Source organism: Thiogranum sp., assembly GCF_058323355.1.
In genome coordinates, this window is the sequence record NZ_JBTTIO010000006.1 from 67,993 (window position 1) to 82,643 (window position 14,651).

Annotated in this window: 15 protein-coding genes; 7 read left to right on the forward strand and 8 right to left on the reverse strand. The window is 59.4% G+C overall.

Going from position 1 to position 14,651, the window contains the following annotated elements:
- Positions 1–67: 67 nt before the first annotated feature.
- The 3 genes from ftsX to ftsY are packed head-to-tail and all read right to left on the reverse strand — an operon-like array spanning position 68 to position 2,703.
- Complete coding sequence (gene ftsX / locus ACW81B_RS01415; RefSeq protein ID WP_491578410.1) at positions 68–1,000, reverse strand: permease-like cell division protein FtsX; 933 nt, start codon at positions 998–1,000, stop codon at positions 68–70.
- The gene (gene ftsE / locus ACW81B_RS01420) at positions 997–1,671 is read right to left on the reverse strand and encodes a cell division ATP-binding protein FtsE (protein WP_491578411.1); all 675 of its coding nucleotides are present in this window, start codon (positions 1,669–1,671) and stop codon (positions 997–999) included. The genes ftsX and ftsE overlap by 4 nt, the downstream gene beginning before the upstream one ends.
- A gap of 36 nt (positions 1,672–1,707) precedes the next feature.
- Complete coding sequence (ftsY, locus tag ACW81B_RS01425; RefSeq protein WP_491578412.1) at positions 1,708–2,703, reverse strand: signal recognition particle-docking protein FtsY; 996 nt, start codon at positions 2,701–2,703, stop codon at positions 1,708–1,710.
- A 77-nt stretch (positions 2,704–2,780) separates the two neighbouring features.
- Here ftsY and ACW81B_RS01430 point away from each other — a divergent pair, with 77 nt between their 5' ends.
- The 6 genes from ACW81B_RS01430 (at position 2,781) to ggt (ending at position 8,716) form a co-directional block, all read left to right on the forward strand.
- Positions 2,781–4,148 carry a M16 family metallopeptidase gene (locus tag ACW81B_RS01430; RefSeq protein ID WP_491578413.1) on the forward strand — a complete coding sequence of 456 codons (1,368 nt, stop codon included), beginning with the start codon at positions 2,781–2,783 and terminating at the stop codon, positions 4,146–4,148.
- 22 nt (positions 4,149–4,170) lie between these two features.
- The gene (locus tag ACW81B_RS01435; protein ID WP_491578414.1) at positions 4,171–5,502 is read left to right on the forward strand and encodes a M16 family metallopeptidase; all 1,332 of its coding nucleotides are present in this window, start codon (positions 4,171–4,173) and stop codon (positions 5,500–5,502) included.
- Between the two features lie 19 nt (positions 5,503–5,521).
- A complete protein-coding gene (gene rsmD / locus ACW81B_RS01440) occupies positions 5,522–6,097 on the forward strand; it encodes a 16S rRNA (guanine(966)-N(2))-methyltransferase RsmD (protein ID WP_491578415.1) in 576 nt (191 codons plus the stop codon).
- A gap of 85 nt (positions 6,098–6,182) precedes the next feature.
- Positions 6,183–6,659: a pantetheine-phosphate adenylyltransferase gene (gene coaD, locus ACW81B_RS01445; protein WP_491578416.1), complete on the forward strand. Its 477-nt coding sequence runs from the start codon at positions 6,183–6,185 to the stop codon at positions 6,657–6,659.
- A gap of 45 nt (positions 6,660–6,704) precedes the next feature.
- The gene (locus tag ACW81B_RS01450; RefSeq protein WP_491578417.1) at positions 6,705–6,959 is read left to right on the forward strand and encodes a YfhL family 4Fe-4S dicluster ferredoxin; all 255 of its coding nucleotides are present in this window, start codon (positions 6,705–6,707) and stop codon (positions 6,957–6,959) included.
- Positions 6,960–7,009: 50 nt separating this feature from the next.
- Entirely contained in the window at positions 7,010–8,716 is a 1,707-nt protein-coding gene (gene ggt / locus ACW81B_RS01455) for a gamma-glutamyltransferase (RefSeq protein WP_491578418.1), read from the forward strand.
- An 18-nt stretch (positions 8,717–8,734) separates the two neighbouring features.
- Here the strand turns inward: ggt and mutM are convergent, their stop codons facing one another.
- Genes mutM through ACW81B_RS01480 form a run of 5 tightly spaced genes read right to left on the reverse strand, consistent with a single transcriptional unit; the run spans position 8,735 to position 13,511 of the window.
- A complete protein-coding gene (gene mutM / locus ACW81B_RS01460; RefSeq protein WP_491578419.1) occupies positions 8,735–9,550 on the reverse strand; it encodes a bifunctional DNA-formamidopyrimidine glycosylase/DNA-(apurinic or apyrimidinic site) lyase in 816 nt (271 codons plus the stop codon).
- Between the two features lie 6 nt (positions 9,551–9,556).
- Positions 9,557–10,405 carry a DUF4340 domain-containing protein gene (locus ACW81B_RS01465; protein ID WP_491578420.1) on the reverse strand — a complete coding sequence of 283 codons (849 nt, stop codon included), beginning with the start codon at positions 10,403–10,405 and terminating at the stop codon, positions 9,557–9,559.
- 13 nt (positions 10,406–10,418) lie between these two features.
- On the reverse strand, positions 10,419–11,780 hold the full coding sequence (locus ACW81B_RS01470; RefSeq protein WP_491578421.1) for a GldG family protein: 1,362 nt from the start codon (positions 11,778–11,780) through the stop codon (positions 10,419–10,421).
- 4 nt (positions 11,781–11,784) lie between these two features.
- On the reverse strand, positions 11,785–12,540 hold the full coding sequence (locus tag ACW81B_RS01475) for an ABC transporter permease subunit (protein WP_491578422.1): 756 nt from the start codon (positions 12,538–12,540) through the stop codon (positions 11,785–11,787).
- A complete protein-coding gene (locus ACW81B_RS01480) occupies positions 12,540–13,511 on the reverse strand; it encodes an ABC transporter ATP-binding protein (protein ID WP_491578423.1) in 972 nt (323 codons plus the stop codon). The genes ACW81B_RS01475 and ACW81B_RS01480 overlap by 1 nt, the downstream gene beginning before the upstream one ends.
- Before the next feature lie 66 nt (positions 13,512–13,577).
- Here ACW81B_RS01480 and ACW81B_RS01485 point away from each other — a divergent pair, with 66 nt between their 5' ends.
- Complete coding sequence (locus ACW81B_RS01485; RefSeq protein WP_491578424.1) at positions 13,578–14,645, forward strand: GGDEF domain-containing protein; 1,068 nt, start codon at positions 13,578–13,580, stop codon at positions 14,643–14,645.
- The last annotated feature ends 6 nt before the right edge of the window (positions 14,646–14,651 follow it).

Consider the following 14,651-nt stretch of genomic DNA (forward strand, 5'->3'; position numbering starts at 1 on the left):
CGTCAGCTTGACCGGTAAACTTGAGGAAATCCTGAACAAAGCAGAAGATTTTTCCCCGAAACCGGGGCTAGACGGGTTCTATGGCGGACAGGTGACGCCCAACGGCGATCCAGGCGCCGGCCAGGCCGAGGCTGGCGCCGGCGAGCAACAGGTAGAACAGTTCACCGATAGACAGGATTTCCAGGCTGAAGCGGCTCTGGTAGAGCCCGGCCAGACGGTGCACCGGGGCGAGAAGCTGTAAAAGTGCGATTTCCACCAGCAGTGCACCCATCACTGCACCGAACACGCCGTACCAGAGCCCGGCATAGAGGAAAGGGCGACGGATAAACCCGTCGGTGGCGCCGATCAATTTGGTGATTTCAATTTCATCGCGACGGTTCTGGATTTCGAGGCGAATGGTGTTGCCGATAATGAGCAGAACGGCGAGCCCCAGCAGCACGGCCATCACCCGGATAGTACGACGGATAATTTCCATAATGGCGTTGAAGCGTTTGACCCACTGCAGATCCAGCTGGGCCAGCTCCACTTCGGGCAGTGCGCGCAGCTTTTGCGTGAGTTGTTCGGTGGCCGTAGCCGTGGAGTGCGAGGCGGCGGGTTTGATCGCCAGTACAGCAGGTAGCGGATTGTCGTCCAGCAGTTCCAGCGCTTCCCCGAAACCGGACAGTTCACGAAACTCGGCCAACGCCTGTTCCGGTGTAATCAGTTGCAGGGATTCGATTTCCGGCCACTGTGACAGTTTTTCCTTTACCTTGCGGGCCTGATCGAGCGTGACGGATTTGTGCAGAAACAACGACAGGTTGGCGCCACCGTCCCATTGTGCGCCGAGTTTCTGCAGATTCCCGGTGAGCAGGTACAGCCCTGAAGGTAATGCCAGCGCGATGCCGATGACGGCAATGGTCATCAGCGAGGCGAGTGGTGTGCGGTACAGGCGCCCCAGGCTGTTGAGTGCAACCTGTATGTGCCGTACAAAATAATTATGCACCGGTTGCGGCAGCCTCATGCGTTGGCGACCTCGCCGTTATTCAGCAGTTGGCCCTGCTCCAGGTGTAATTGTGCATAGGGCATGCGTGAAATCAGGTGGAGATCATGGCTGGCGATCAGTACCGTGACGCCAACCTGGTTGAATTGTTCAAACAACTGCATGATGTCGCGAGACAGGTCGGGGTCCAGGTTGCCGGTGGGCTCGTCCGCCAGCAACAGTTTCGGTTTGTTGACCACCGCGCGGGCAATACCGACGCGTTGCTGTTCTCCGCCAGACAGTGTTATCGGGAAGGCGCGCTCATGGCCCAGCAGTCCAACCTTGTCGAGTGCCGCGCGTACGCGTCGTCCGATTTCCTGGTGGCGGTAGCCGGCGATCACCAGTGGCAGGGCAACATTGTCGAATACCGTGCGATCGAACAGCAAGCGGTGGTTCTGGAAGATCATGCCGATCTTGCGCCGTACCATCGGCACGCGGCGTTTCGATGCGCGCGACAGGTTCTCGCCATCGAGAAATAACTGGCCGCGCGTGGTGCGTTCAAGCAGCGCGATCAGCTTGAGCAGTGTGCTCTTGCCGGCACCCGAGTGTCCGGTCAGAAACGCCATACTGCCGGCAGGCAGGTGCAGGTTGACGGATTGCAGTGCGTCCTTGCCGCCGGGATAGCGTTTGCTGACGTTATCGAAACGAATCATTTCGTGGCCGGGTACGCGGCTGGTGAAGTCGCTATTTCAGTGACGGTCAAACAGGGCATTGACAAAATCCCGGGCGTTGAACGGGCGCAGATCCGCGATACTCTCCCCGACGCCGATAAAACGGATCGGTATATCCAGTTGCTTGGCAATGGCAAAAATAATGCCGCCTTTGGCTGTGCCATCGAGCTTGGTCAGCGTGATGCCTGTCAAACCCATGGCCTGATTGAATTCACGCGCCTGGTTCAGGGCATTCTGCCCGGTACCGGCATCGACGACCAGCATGACTTCGTGCGGCGCCGTTTCATCGAGCTTGCCCAGCACCCGCTGGATCTTTTTCAGTTCTTCCATCAGGTTGGACTGGGTGTGCAGGCGGCCGGCTGTATCGGCAATCAATACGTCAATGTGACGTGCGCGGGCAGCCTGCAGGGCATCGAAGATCACCGAAGCTGAGTCGGAACCCTGTTGCTGGGCAATGACGGGTACATCGTTTCGTTCGCCCCAGGCCTGCAACTGTTCCACAGCAGCTGCGCGGAAGGTATCGCCGGCCGCCAGCATCACAGAACGGCCTTCATCTTTCAGGTGCCGTGCAATTTTGCCAATGGTGGTGGTTTTCCCGGCGCCGTTGATGCCGACCATCAGCAACACGAAGGGCTGGTCCGATTGAGGGATTTCCAGTGGCGCCTCGACGGGTGTCAGCATGGCCGTCATATCTTCCTGCAGCGCGGCCATCAGCGCATCGGCATCGGCCAGTTGTTTGCGCTCAACCCGCCGGGTCAGGTCGTCGATAATGGCCTGGGTAGCCTCAACGCCGACATCGGCGGTCAGCAGACGGGTTTCCAGTTCCTCAAACAGTTCGTCGTCGATCTGCTTGCGCCCCAGCACCAGGCTGGCGATGCCCTCGGTGAGACCGCTGCGGGTTTTCGACAGGCCGGCCCGGAGACGGCCGAACAGGCCGGGCTTGCCGTCCTGCTCCGGGACTGTATCGGTACTGTCGTCAGGTGCTGAGGATTTTTTCTTGCCGAAACCAAACATCGTTTTTGCTGTCCACTTGGGTCTGCGTATCCTATCATTCCCCCTCATTTACGGATAGGACGAAAAAGGAGTCACTGATGCGAGGATTACTCGCGCTCGTTCTCGGACTGGGCGTCAGCCTGGTCTCGGCCGCCCCGGCGGTGCACGAATACATGCTCGACAACGGTCTGAAACTGATCGTGAAAGAGGACCACAGGGCACCGGTGATGGTGTCACAGGTCTGGTACAAGGTCGGTTCCAGCTACGAACACGACGGGATCACCGGCGTATCACATGTACTGGAACACATGATGTTCAAGGGCACAAAGGCACACCCTGCCGGTGAGTTCTCACGCATCATCTCGGAAAACGGCGGGCGTGAGAACGCCTTTACCAGCCAGGACTACACTGCCTATTTTCAGACCATGGAAAAAAGCCGGCTGAAGATCAGCTTTGAGCTGGAGGCAGATCGCATGCGTAACCTGGTGCTGCCGGAGGATGAATTCCTCAAGGAAGTGCGGGTGGTGATGGAAGAACGCCGCATGCGCACCGAGGACAATCCGCAGTCGCTGACCTGGGAACAGTTCAACGCCACGGCCTATGTCAGCAGCCCCTACCGTATCCCGGTGATTGGCTGGATGGATGACCTCGAATCCATGCAAATCGACGACCTGCGCGACTGGTACCGGAAATGGTATGCCCCCAATAACGCCACGGTAGTGGTGGCTGGCGACGTCGATCCGGATGATGTGCTGCGGCTGGCGCGGCGCTATTTCGGGCCGCTGAAACCGAGCGATATCACACCGGTCAAACCGCGTCGCGAAGTGAAGCAGCTGGGGATCAAGCGCCTGCAGGTCAAGGCGCCTGCCGAACTGCCCTACCTGATGATGGGTTACAAGGCGCCGGTGGTACTGACGACAGACAAGTCGCAGGACTGGGAACCCTATGCGCTGGAAGTACTGGCGGGTGTGCTGGATGGTGGTAACGGTGCGCGGCTGGCCAGCGAACTGGTGCGCGGCAAGGCCATTGCCGCCAGTGCCGGCGCAGGTTATGACGCGCACGATCGTATGCAGAGCCTGTTCCTGTTATCTGGCACGCCATCACGCGGGCATAGCGTCAAGGCGCTTGAGGACGCCTTGCGCGAACAGCTGCAAAAATTGAAAGACGAACCGGTAAGCAAGGAAGAGCTGGACCGGGTCAAGGCGCAACTGCGCGCACAGAAGGTCTACGAGCAGGACTCGATTTTCTACCAGGCCATGCAGATTGGCGCACTGGAAACCGTGGGTCTGGGCTGGCGTGAAGCCGGGCGTTACCACAGGCAGATCCAGTCAATTACCCCGCAACAGGTGATGGCCGTGGCGAAGAAATATCTGGTAGACGACCATCTGACGGTTGCCGAACTGGTGCCGCAGCCGATCGACCCCGACCACCCGCCGCGTCGCGGAGGGAGTGACCATGTACGCTAGACCGCTGACAGGACAAGGGAACATGATGCAGAAGTTTTCCACGATGGCGCTGACGGTGGTGCTCGTCGCCCTGACAAACACCGTGCAGGCGCTCCCCGATATCAAAAGCTGGCAGACGGAAAAGGGTGCGAAGGTATTGTTTGTCGCGGCACCCGAGTTGCCGATGGTGGATGTGCGTCTGGTGTTCGATGCCGGTAGCACGCGTGATGGTGATCAGCCGGGCGTCGCGATGCTGACCAGTGCGCTGCTGGACCAGGGTGCTGGCGGGTTGAGTGCCGACGATATCGCGCGCGGACTGGAGCAACGTGGCGCTGTGCTGGGTGGCGGCGCGAGACGTGACATGGCCTGGGTTTCGCTGCGTAGCCTGGTCGATCCTGAGTTGCTTGAACCTTCGCTGGTACTGTTTGGCAAGGTGCTGACACAACCGGACTTCCCGGCAGGGGATTTTGCCCGCGAGCAGAAACGCATGCTGATCGGCCTGCAATACGAGAAACAGAAACCCGCAGCCATTGCCAGGAAAACCTTTTACCGCGAACTGTATGGCGACCATCCCTATGCGAGTCACCCGGCGGGTACGGAAGACAGCGTGAAGGCGCTGGGGGTCAAGGATCTGCAGGCCTTCTACCAGCGTTACTATGTCGCGCAAAATGCCACAGTGGTTATAGTCGGGGCGCTCACGGAATCGCAGGCACGCAAGATGGCGGCACGACTTGCAGACAGCCTTCCAAAGGGCGGCAAGGCGCCACCCTTGCCGCCAGTGCCGGCGCCCGCGCAGGCCAGGGAAGTGTTTATCGAACACCCGTCCAGCCAGAGCCATGTGCTGGTGGGGCAGCCCGGAGTGCGTCGCAAGGATGTCGACTACTTCCCGTTGTATGTGGGTAACCATATCCTTGGCGGCAGCGGTCTGGTATCGCGTATCAGTGATGAAATCCGTGAGAAGCGTGGTCTTGCCTACAGCGCCTACAGCTACTTCATCCCCATGAAGGAGCAGGGGCCGTTCCAGCTTGGCTTCCAGACCCGCAACGACCAGCGCGACGAGGCGCTGCAGGTGTTGCGCGATACCTTGTCTGCCTTTATTGAGTCGGGGCCGACCGATAAGGAGCTTGCAGCCGCGAAGAGCAATATCGTCAGTGGTTTCCCGTTGCGCGTGGCCAGTAACAGCAAGATTTCCGAATACCTGGCCGTGATAGGCTTTTACGATTTGCCGCTGGATTACCTGAATACCTTTACCGGACACGTTGAGGCGGTGACGGTCGAGCAGATCCGTGACGCCTGGCAGCGGCGGATTCACCCGGAAAAAATGGTGACGGTCATCGTTGGCGGCAGTGCTGAGACGGATGGTGCAGCGCCATAGCGCTGCGCAACCGTGTGGCATGGCCGTCACCAACCAGGTACGCATCATTGCCGGTCGCTGGCGCGGCCGCAAGCTGGACTTTCCGGATGCGGAAGGCTTGCGGCCAACCCCGGACCGTGTTCGTGAAACCCTGTTCAACTGGCTGACCGGCCTGCTGCCCGGTGCACGCTGCCTGGACGCCTTTGCCGGCAGTGGCGCACTGGGTTTCGAGGCGGCATCGCGTGGCGCGGGCCGGGTGGTGATGCTTGAACGTAATCCGGCCATTGTTGCGGCGTTGCAGGCCAGCCGGGATCGGCTCGACGATGGTATTATCGAGATTCACGCCGCTGATGCCGCAAGCTGGTTACGGCGCTGTCATGCACCGTTCGACCTGGTTTTCCTTGACCCGCCGTTTTCCGACAGCCGTTTATTGCGGGACAGCATCGATGCGCTGGTGAACGGCGAGGGCATAAAACCGGGCGGGCGGATCTACCTGGAGTTGCCGAAACAGGTGCCGTTGGCGGATTTGCCCGAAGACTGGGTTCAGGAGAAAGCAAAAGTTGCCGGACAGGTCAGTTATTACCTGTTTCGCCGCAGGCCGGGTGTGGCTGACTAAAGCATTCGGGATAGTTGTGCGCGTGGCCGGTTATGCGTAGATTGCCGGTCACGGATTCGTTGACCGGCATTGCCACAGGATCGATATGCAAATAGCGGTTTACCCGGGGACATTCGACCCGATTACCAACGGCCACACTGACCTGATCGAGCGTGCGGCGCGTCGTTTCAGCCGGGTGATCGTTGCCATACATGAGAACAGCGGCAAGCAACCGGCGCTCGACTGGGAAGAACGCATTGGCCTGGCGCGCTCGGTACTGAAGGGCCACGACAACGTCGTGGTGGAAGGGTTCAGCGGTTTGCTGGTGGAATTCGTTCGTCAGCAGGGTGCGGGGGTGATCCTGCGTGGCCTGCGCGCTGTCTCGGACTTCGAGTACGAATTCCAGCTGGCCAGTATGAACCGCCAGCTGGCGCCGGAGATTGAAACGCTGTTTATGACGCCAGACGAGCACTATGCCTATGTCTCGTCGAGCCTGGTGCGTGAAATTGCGGCACTTGGCGGTGACGTTACCCCCTTTGTTCATACGGAAGTTGTGGCTGCACTGAAGCGACGATTGGGGTAATATTAAGCAACCCTTATATTGCGTACCGTTTTTCTGGAGGTCGCCATGGCGCTGATGATCACTGACGAATGCATCAATTGTGATGTGTGCGAACCGGAGTGCCCCAATGGCGCGATTACCCAGGGCGATGAAATCTATGTGATTGATCCTGCGCTGTGTACCGAGTGCGTGGGCCATTACGAGACTTCCCAGTGTGTCGAGGTGTGTCCTGTCGACTGCATTCCGTTCAATCCCGATGTCGAGGAAACCCGTGACGAGCTGATGGAAAAATACCGCCGCCTGACCGGGGAAACGGTGTGACCGGTGTGGCTGAAGCATGCTGTCTGAGGCTCCTTGATGGAGCCTTTTTAATGTCTGTCCGATCTGTCAGGGCATGGGGTGGGGGGGTGTATATCCTGCTGGCGGCGCTACTCCTGCTTGCGCCGATGGTCCCGGCCGCCGAACAGGGGTTGCCGCAGCCGGGCGCCCAGGCGATTGCCTCGGCACATCCGCTGGCGACACAGGCCGGTATGCAGATTCTCGATGCCGGTGGCAATGCTTTCGATGCCGCCGTGGCGGTCAGCGCTGCGCTGGCCGTGGTTGAACCCTACAGTTCCGGTATTGGTGGTGGCGGCTTCTGGTTGTTGCACCGCGCCAGTGATGGCAGGCAGGTGATGCTCGACGGGCGAGAGAAGGCGCCGCAGGCGGCACACCGTGATTTGTACCTGGATGCGCAGGGTAAGGTGGTGCCGGGACTGTCGATGGATGGCGGCCTGGCGGCAGGGATTCCCGGTGAACCGGCCGCACTGGCCTGGCTGGCCGAGCACTATGGCCGCCTGCCGTTGACGCAGTCGCTGGCGCCAGCCATTCAACTGGCGAAAAACGGTTTCGCTGTCGACAAACATTACCGTGCCATGGCGCGTTTCCGCCTCAAGGCGCTACACCGTTCCCGGGCGGCGACTGACATTTTCCTGCGTCAGGGCGAAGTGCCCGCGCAGGGCACGCTGATCCACCAGCCGGCGCTGGCCGATACCCTGCGGGCACTGGCAGAAAAGGGCCGGGAAGGGTTTTATGCCGGCGAGGTTGCCCGCCGCCTGGTTGATGGTGTGCGAAACGCAGGCGGTATCTGGACGCTGGACGACCTGAAACACTATCGGGTCGTCGAACGTGAACCGGTCAGTTTCAACTATCGTGGTAAACGCATTGTATCCGCGGCTCTGCCGTCATCCGGCGGCGTGGGGCTGGCGACCATGCTGAATATCCTCGCCGGTTATCCGTTGCAGCAACTGGACCCGGCCGGGCGTACGCATTTCATCGTGGAAGCCATGCGTCGCGCCTACCGCGACAGGGCGCAGTACCTGGGTGACCCGGATTTTGTCGAGGCGCCGGTATCACGGCTGGTGGATCCGCGCTATGCCGACGGCTTACGTGCCTCGATCCACCCGCAACAGGCTACACCGAGCCGCTTGTTGCCCGGCATGGCAAATCTGTCGGCGGGCAGGGATACCACGCATTTTTCCATACTGGACCGCGAAGGCAATCGTGTCGCCGCCACCCTGAGTATCAATTACCCGTTCGGTGCGGCCTTTGTTGCGCCGGGTACGGGGGTGCTCCTCAACGATGAAATGGATGATTTCTCCGCCAGGCCAGGTGTGCCCAATGCCTACGGGCTGGTCGGCGCCGAGGCCAATGCGATTGAGCCGGGTAAACGTCCCCTGTCGAGCATGACGCCCACTTTTGTGGAATCGGAACAGGGGGTGGCGATACTGGGGACACCGGGTGGCAGCCGGATTATAACCATGCTGCTGCTCGCTATTCTCGATATGAATAAAAACCCTGATCCGGCCTCCTGGGTTGCGCTGCCACGTTTCCATCACCAGTTTCTTCCCGATGTCATTCAGTTCGAACCGGGTGCGCTTTCGCCCGACGTGCAGCGGTTACTTCGTAAACGGGGTTATACACTGAAAGAGACGGGATCTGCCTGGGGCAATATGCAGGCGGTGTATTTTGATTACACCAGCGGCAAGGTGAAGGTGGCTTCTGACCCGCGTGGTGGCGGGCTGGCCAGCGTACGTTAAGCTGTTCATCATTCCGGTCTAGCGCTGACAGCGCGGGCAATAGAAGGTTGAGCGCTGTCCACTGCGCGTTTCCCGTATTGGCGTACCACAACTCGTGCACGCCTCCGATGCCTGTCCATAGACACTTAACGATTGCTGGAAATATCCCGGTTTACCTTCACTGTTGAGAAAATCCCTCAGCGTTGTGCCGCCCTGGCGGATGGCTGCGTCCAGCACGCTGCGAATCGTTTCCGTCAGCCGTTCATAGCGGAGACGACTGATACGCCCTGCCTGCCGCAGTGGATGGATACCTGCCATGAACAGGGCTTCGTTCGCGTAGATGTTGCCTATCCCTGCAACGACATGGCTGTCCATGATGAGAGATTTCACTGTCAGCCTGCGTCCACGTGACTTGCGGAACAGGTATTCGCCGCTGAAGCTTTCGCCCAGGGGTTCCGGCCCCAGCGAGGCCAGCAAAGGGTGCTGGTCCACAGGCTCTTCGCACCACAACCAGGCGCCGAAACGGCGCGGGTCGGTATAGCGCAACAGCTTGCCCTGGCCAAAATGCAGGTCGATGTGGTCGTGTTTATCCGCTGTCAGCGTTGCGTCGACAATACGCAGGCTGCCGGACATGCCGAGGTGAATGATCAGTGTGCCGCGTGATGTTTCGGTCAGCAGGTACTTTGCCCGCCGGCCTACCCGTTCAATCTGTGCGCCGGCAATGCGTGCTGCCATCTCATCAGGTACCGGCCAGCGCAGCTGTTTCTGGCGTACCGTGAGGGCGTGGATGCGGGTGCCGAGCAGGTGCGGTTCAATGCCGCGGCGTGTCGTTTCAACTTCGGGAAGTTCCGGCATGCCAGGTCAGGGTTGTTCGGTTGTCGCGGCAAGCTCAAGCAGTCGTGAAGCAATATCACCCATGCGATATTCGATACCGAAGGCCGGCCGGGTGAGCACCAGTTCCGGGTTGCGCGAGGTGACGAGCAGTTCAACCGGTTTTTGCTGGTCTGCCAGCTGAAGGATGATGCGTTCCCCTGCGGCCTGGCTGTCAGCTTCGCGTACATTGATGGCGGTTGCTGCCTGCCAGTTGTCGATGAAGCGCTGTATGTCATCGGCGGAAATGTTGTGTTCGGGCGTGACAATCCAGCCCGAGTCGCCGCGTTGCAGTTGCAGACCGGGGAGTGACAGCGAGGTAATGCGGGCCTGTTGGGGAAGCAGCTTGCGGCGCACAAACTGGGTATAGCCTGCCTCGATGAGATACAGGTAGAGGTCGGGCACGAGATCGACCTGGTCATCGATGCGCAGGTAACGCAGGTTTTCCAGCGCGGAGAGTCCGCCAAAATCGATGCGTGTGTCGTTAAGCGTCAGACTGGCGCGTGGCGGGTCGAGTCCGATTTGCGCAAGATCCATGTCCTCGACCGGGTAGCTGTGTGTCACTTCCTGTTCGGCCAGTCGTGTCAGGGCACGAACCTGAAAAGTTTCCGCCGGCAGGCGCGGGTCGGCTGCGATCCACCAGAAGCTTTCTGTATCACGTTCGAGTGTCAGGTCATCACGCAGCGGGCGTGTAATCCGCAGGCGTTCGATGTCGTCCGCCTTGAATGGCGTAACAGTCTGCACCTGTGGCTCGTCGATGCCGGGCTCGTAGCGTGCAATTAAAATGAGTATGACGGCCGTGGTAAACAGCAGCAGGTTGATGAGCCAGCGTGATTTCATATCGGGTCCCGTGTTAACGGTTGCGTCGTCGCCACCAGATGCCGGCGCCGGCTGCCAGCAGTGCCAGTGGCAATACGAACAGGAAGCCGAAGCCGATCAGGGCCTGTGCCAGTTTGCCGAGTTCCAGATTAACGTCGCTGGCGGTACGCGCCGTGATGGCGATAAAGCGGTCGTCGTGGTTAAGCCAGTTGAACAGTGCCAGCCCCAGGTTGATGTTACCGGCATTGCCCAGGTAGGTGTTGGAGATAAAGTCGCTATCGCAGATCGTGGCGACACGTTGCTGCGCGGTGTTCTCTTCGTCGCCCCGTTCGCGGGTAAAAACGTAACCAATGTCCAGCGGTCCCATGCGTTCATCGCTGTCCTGGTCGAAGCGGAGGGTGCCGGTGATCGGGCCGATTTCAGTCCAGGCGCGATCGAGCGTGGTCAGCAGGGGCTCTGCCTGCCAGTCGTCCGGTGGGGAGACTTCGAGGGCACAGGCCTGCGGGAACAGTGTGATGTTGCCTTCCATGCTGCGGGTAATTTCATGCATCGGGTAATCGGGGATGATGGCGAAGGCTGGGTTGTCTATGCCGAACAGCTGGGTGGTTGCATCGACCACCACGCCGGGCAGGAGTTCCAGGCCGAGTGTTTCTGCCACCGGTTCCAGGCCCGACAGGCCGCCGGGTTCGATCAGCCACAGCAGGTTGCCACCCTGTTTGATGTAGCGGTTGATCAGTTTTACTTCACCGGTCAGCAGCGGAGTGCGTGGATCGGCAATGACCAGCAGGCTGGTGTCATCGGGTATTGCCGGGTTTTCCGCGAGTTTGAGGGTTTCAATGTTGATGCCCTTGTCGGTGAGCAGTTTACCGAACTGTCCGAGGTCGTGGTTGGTCTGTCCATACGGATCGCGCTCGCCGTGTCCGCCCAGGAACACCACCTTGCGCGCACTGGGCCGCGCGATACGCAGCAGGGCATTGGTCAGGCTCTGTTCAGACAGGTCCTGTATCTTGTCGCTGCGGCCGTTGTAGGCGAGCAGCAATTCACCATCCAGGGTAATGCCCAGCTCACGCACCCGTTCCGGTTCCGCGTCCGGGTTGACGAAGTGCAGTTCAATATCAGCTTTGTGGCGCTGGTAGCGCGCCACGAGGTCGCGTATGTGCTCACGCAGTTCGGGTGTTTCGCGGGCAAAGGCGGTGATATGCACCGGCCCCTCCATTTCCTCGAGTAACTTGCGGCTGTCGATGGACAGGCTGTTGCGGCCACTGCTGGTCCAGTCTGCTTCGATGTTGTAACGCGTACTCAACCAGCCGAGCAGGCTGGTGACGGTCAGCAACCCGATCAGGAAGACCAGGTTTTGCAGTTGTAACTGGCGGCGTGAGGAACGGGTGACTTTCATGGTGCTATCCGGTCAGGCGTTTCTGGTCCAGCCGGCGGATGCCGAGAACCAGGAACACGCCGGTGAGCAACAGGTAGTAGGCCAGGTCACGGGTACTGAAGAGACCTTTCAGGAAGGCGTTGAGGTGGGTCTTCAGCGACAGATACTGGAACAGGCCGGAAACATCCTCGCCACTGCCGGTATTCCAGTCAATGATCCACAACAACATCAACAGTCCCAGTGTGCTGACGGCCGCGACAACCGGCTGTTCGGTCAGGGATGACATGAACAGCCCGATGGCTGCGAATGCGCTGGACAGCAAAGCGAGACCCAGCAGACCGGCCAGCAGTTTGCCGGCGTCGAGGGTGGTGCCGGCATACAGCGACAGCGGCATGGCAACGATCATCAGCAGTACAACAAAAAAGAACAGGGTGATACCAAGAAATTTTCCAACAACGATGTCACGGATCGATACCGGTGCCGACAGCAGCAGTGTCAGGGTGCGGTTGCGTTGTTCTTCGCTGAAGCTGCGCATGGTAATTGCAGGGGAGATCAGCAGCAGCAGGAAGCCAAGGGTCTGGAACAGTGGTGCAACAACAATATCTGTTACACCGGGTGCGCCCTCGATGCCGGATAGCCGTGGCTGCCAGGTTACCATGTAGGTGTCCAGCTGTGACAGGAACAGGAAGGCCATCACCAGTTGCAGTACCGCGAGTATTGCCCAGGCCAGCGGTGACAGGAACAGGTTTTTCAGTTCACGCAGGGCGATAGTGAATATCATCAGGCAGCATGCTCCGTTGTGTGATGCCCGTCCTGGCAGGTCAGTTCTACAAATACCTGTTCCAGGGTCTGCCGGTCCAGCGCAAGTTCAACCAGTGTCAGTCCTTGCCCGGCCAGGTAAGCGGCAATGGCGCCGGCCGGGTTGTCGTGCTCAAAGTGCAGGCGCGCACGGGTGTTGCCAATCCGCTCACTGTGATCCACGCCGGGCAGTTGCTCCAGCACTTCGTCGCTCAGCGGCTCGCGGGTTTCCAGTACCAGTATGTGACTGACCAGCTGCTTTTCGATGTCCTGCATGCTCTTTGAGAACACCAGCTTGCCCTGGTTGATAATCTGCACGTGGGTGCAGGTGGCCTGGACCTCGGGCAGGATGTGTGTGGACAGGATGATGCCGTGTGTCTCCCCCAGTTCACGGATCAGCTCCCGGATTTCACGGATCTGGTTGGGGTCGAGGCCGACGGTCGGTTCATCGAGGATGACTACGGCAGGGTTGTGCAAAATGGCCTGCGCAATGCCGACGCGTTGCTGGTAGCCCTTGGACAGGTTGCCGATCAGCCGGCGGTTGACCGCCAGCAAACCACAGCGGCGCTTGGCATGGCTAATGGCTTGCCCACGTTGCGCAGCGCTGACACGGTGCAGTCGCGCACAGTAATCCAGGTACTCGTCGACGGTCAGGTCGCGGTAAACCGGTGGTTGTTCCGGCAGGTAGCCAATATGCGCCTTGGCCTGTTTCGGCTGGTCGAGCATGTCGATGCCGTTGATCTGTATGCGGCCCTCGCTCGGTGCCAGGTTGCCGGTGATTATCTGCATGGTGGTTGATTTACCTGCCCCGTTGGGGCCGAGAAAGCCCAGTACTTCACCTGACTTCAAAGTGAAGTCGATATGGTCAACCGCAAGCTGGTGTCCGTAGTAACGTGATAATTGTTCAACGCTAATCAGGATTTTTGGTTCCATGTGCTTTATGATGGCTTCCACAGTGTCATGTCCGCGCCCGAACGGGAGCATAACGTAAACGAAAGCGGATTTGGATAACCCTTTTTTATGCCAGCGCGAAAACCGGGAGCACCGCTATGTGACCAGTTCGGTTTCGATGCCGACTGGCGTCGTGCGCAACTGGCGCTGATCGGCCTTGAAGACGAGTCGCGTAACACGGTTCAGGAATTACACCGCTGTGTGCTGACTGCCGAGGCGTCACGGCGCATTGTCGATAAATTCTACCAGCAGTTATTGCACGATTCACGCGCCGAGTCCCTGCTGGCAAGCTATGATATCAATCGACTGAAGGTGATGCTGGCTGATTACCTGTCAGCCTTCGGTGTGAACTTCCGCGATGCAAGCTACTTCGAGACCCGGGCCCGTGTCGGTATCGCGCATGCGCGTGTGGGCCTGCCGCTGGCATTATATCTGTCTGCGTTTGGCGTTATGCAGACACTGATACTGGAAATGGTGACGGAGTGTGTCGGCGATCCGGGTGAGCAGCAGGCGCTCAGCCGCCTGGTGCTGAAACTGACCACGCTGGACATTGCGGTCGCCACCGAGGTCTACCATCGTAGCAGCATGATGGAGCTGGACCGCTCGGTAAAGCATCTTCGGCTGGAACAGAGCCTGTTACGCACCCAGTTGCAACAGGATGCGCTGACCGGCGTATCCAGTCGAACCAGTCTGCTCGACGCACTGGAAGGCGCAATCGGGCGCTCCGCCAAAACCGGTCAGCCCTTGTGTATCATCATGGCTGACCTGGATCACTTCAAGAATGTGAATGACAGCTATGGCCACATGGTCGGGGACAAGGTGCTCGCCGAAGTCGGGGCGCGTATCAGGGCGGCGTTGCGTGAATTTGATCTTGTCGGCCGATACGGCGGCGAGGAATTTGTCATTATGCTGGAGAACACCTCGCGCCACACGGCACTGCAGGTGGCAGAGCGTATCCGTCAGCGTATTGCCAGCCAGCCGATCAATACCGGAAGCCAGCGACTGGATATCACCATCAGCCAGGGGCTGGCAGTGCGGTCTGACGGGGACGATTTGCACAAGTTGTTGAGGCGCGCCGACGATGCCATGTACAAGGCCAAGCGTGCCGGCCGTAATTGTGTCGCGGAAGCCGACTAGAAACAG

Coding starts and splice junctions, on each gene's coding strand:
- ACW81B_RS01485 (WP_491578424.1), top strand. CDS start 13,578: ATGCCAGCGCGAAAACCGGGAGCACCGCTATGTGACCAGTTCGGTTTC.
- ACW81B_RS01450 (WP_491578417.1), top strand. CDS start 6,705: ATGGCGCTGATGATCACTGACGAATGCATCAATTGTGATGTGTGCGAA.
- ACW81B_RS01475 (WP_491578422.1), bottom strand. CDS start 12,540: ATGATATTCACTATCGCCCTGCGTGAACTGAAAAACCTGTTCCTGTCA.
- ftsE (WP_491578411.1), bottom strand. CDS start 1,671: ATGATTCGTTTCGATAACGTCAGCAAACGCTATCCCGGCGGCAAGGAC.
- coaD (WP_491578416.1), top strand. CDS start 6,183: ATGCAAATAGCGGTTTACCCGGGGACATTCGACCCGATTACCAACGGC.
- ACW81B_RS01430 (WP_491578413.1), top strand. CDS start 2,781: ATGCGAGGATTACTCGCGCTCGTTCTCGGACTGGGCGTCAGCCTGGTC.
- ftsY (WP_491578412.1), bottom strand. CDS start 2,703: ATGTTTGGTTTCGGCAAGAAAAAATCCTCAGCACCTGACGACAGTACC.
- ACW81B_RS01435 (WP_491578414.1), top strand. CDS start 4,171: ATGATGCAGAAGTTTTCCACGATGGCGCTGACGGTGGTGCTCGTCGCC.
- ACW81B_RS01465 (WP_491578420.1), bottom strand. CDS start 10,405: ATGAAATCACGCTGGCTCATCAACCTGCTGCTGTTTACCACGGCCGTC.
- rsmD (WP_491578415.1), top strand. CDS start 5,522: ATGGCCGTCACCAACCAGGTACGCATCATTGCCGGTCGCTGGCGCGGC.
- ACW81B_RS01470 (WP_491578421.1), bottom strand. CDS start 11,780: ATGAAAGTCACCCGTTCCTCACGCCGCCAGTTACAACTGCAAAACCTG.
- ggt (WP_491578418.1), top strand. CDS start 7,010: ATGTCTGTCCGATCTGTCAGGGCATGGGGTGGGGGGGTGTATATCCTG.
- ftsX (WP_491578410.1), bottom strand. CDS start 1,000: ATGAGGCTGCCGCAACCGGTGCATAATTATTTTGTACGGCACATACAG.
- mutM (WP_491578419.1), bottom strand. CDS start 9,550: ATGCCGGAACTTCCCGAAGTTGAAACGACACGCCGCGGCATTGAACCG.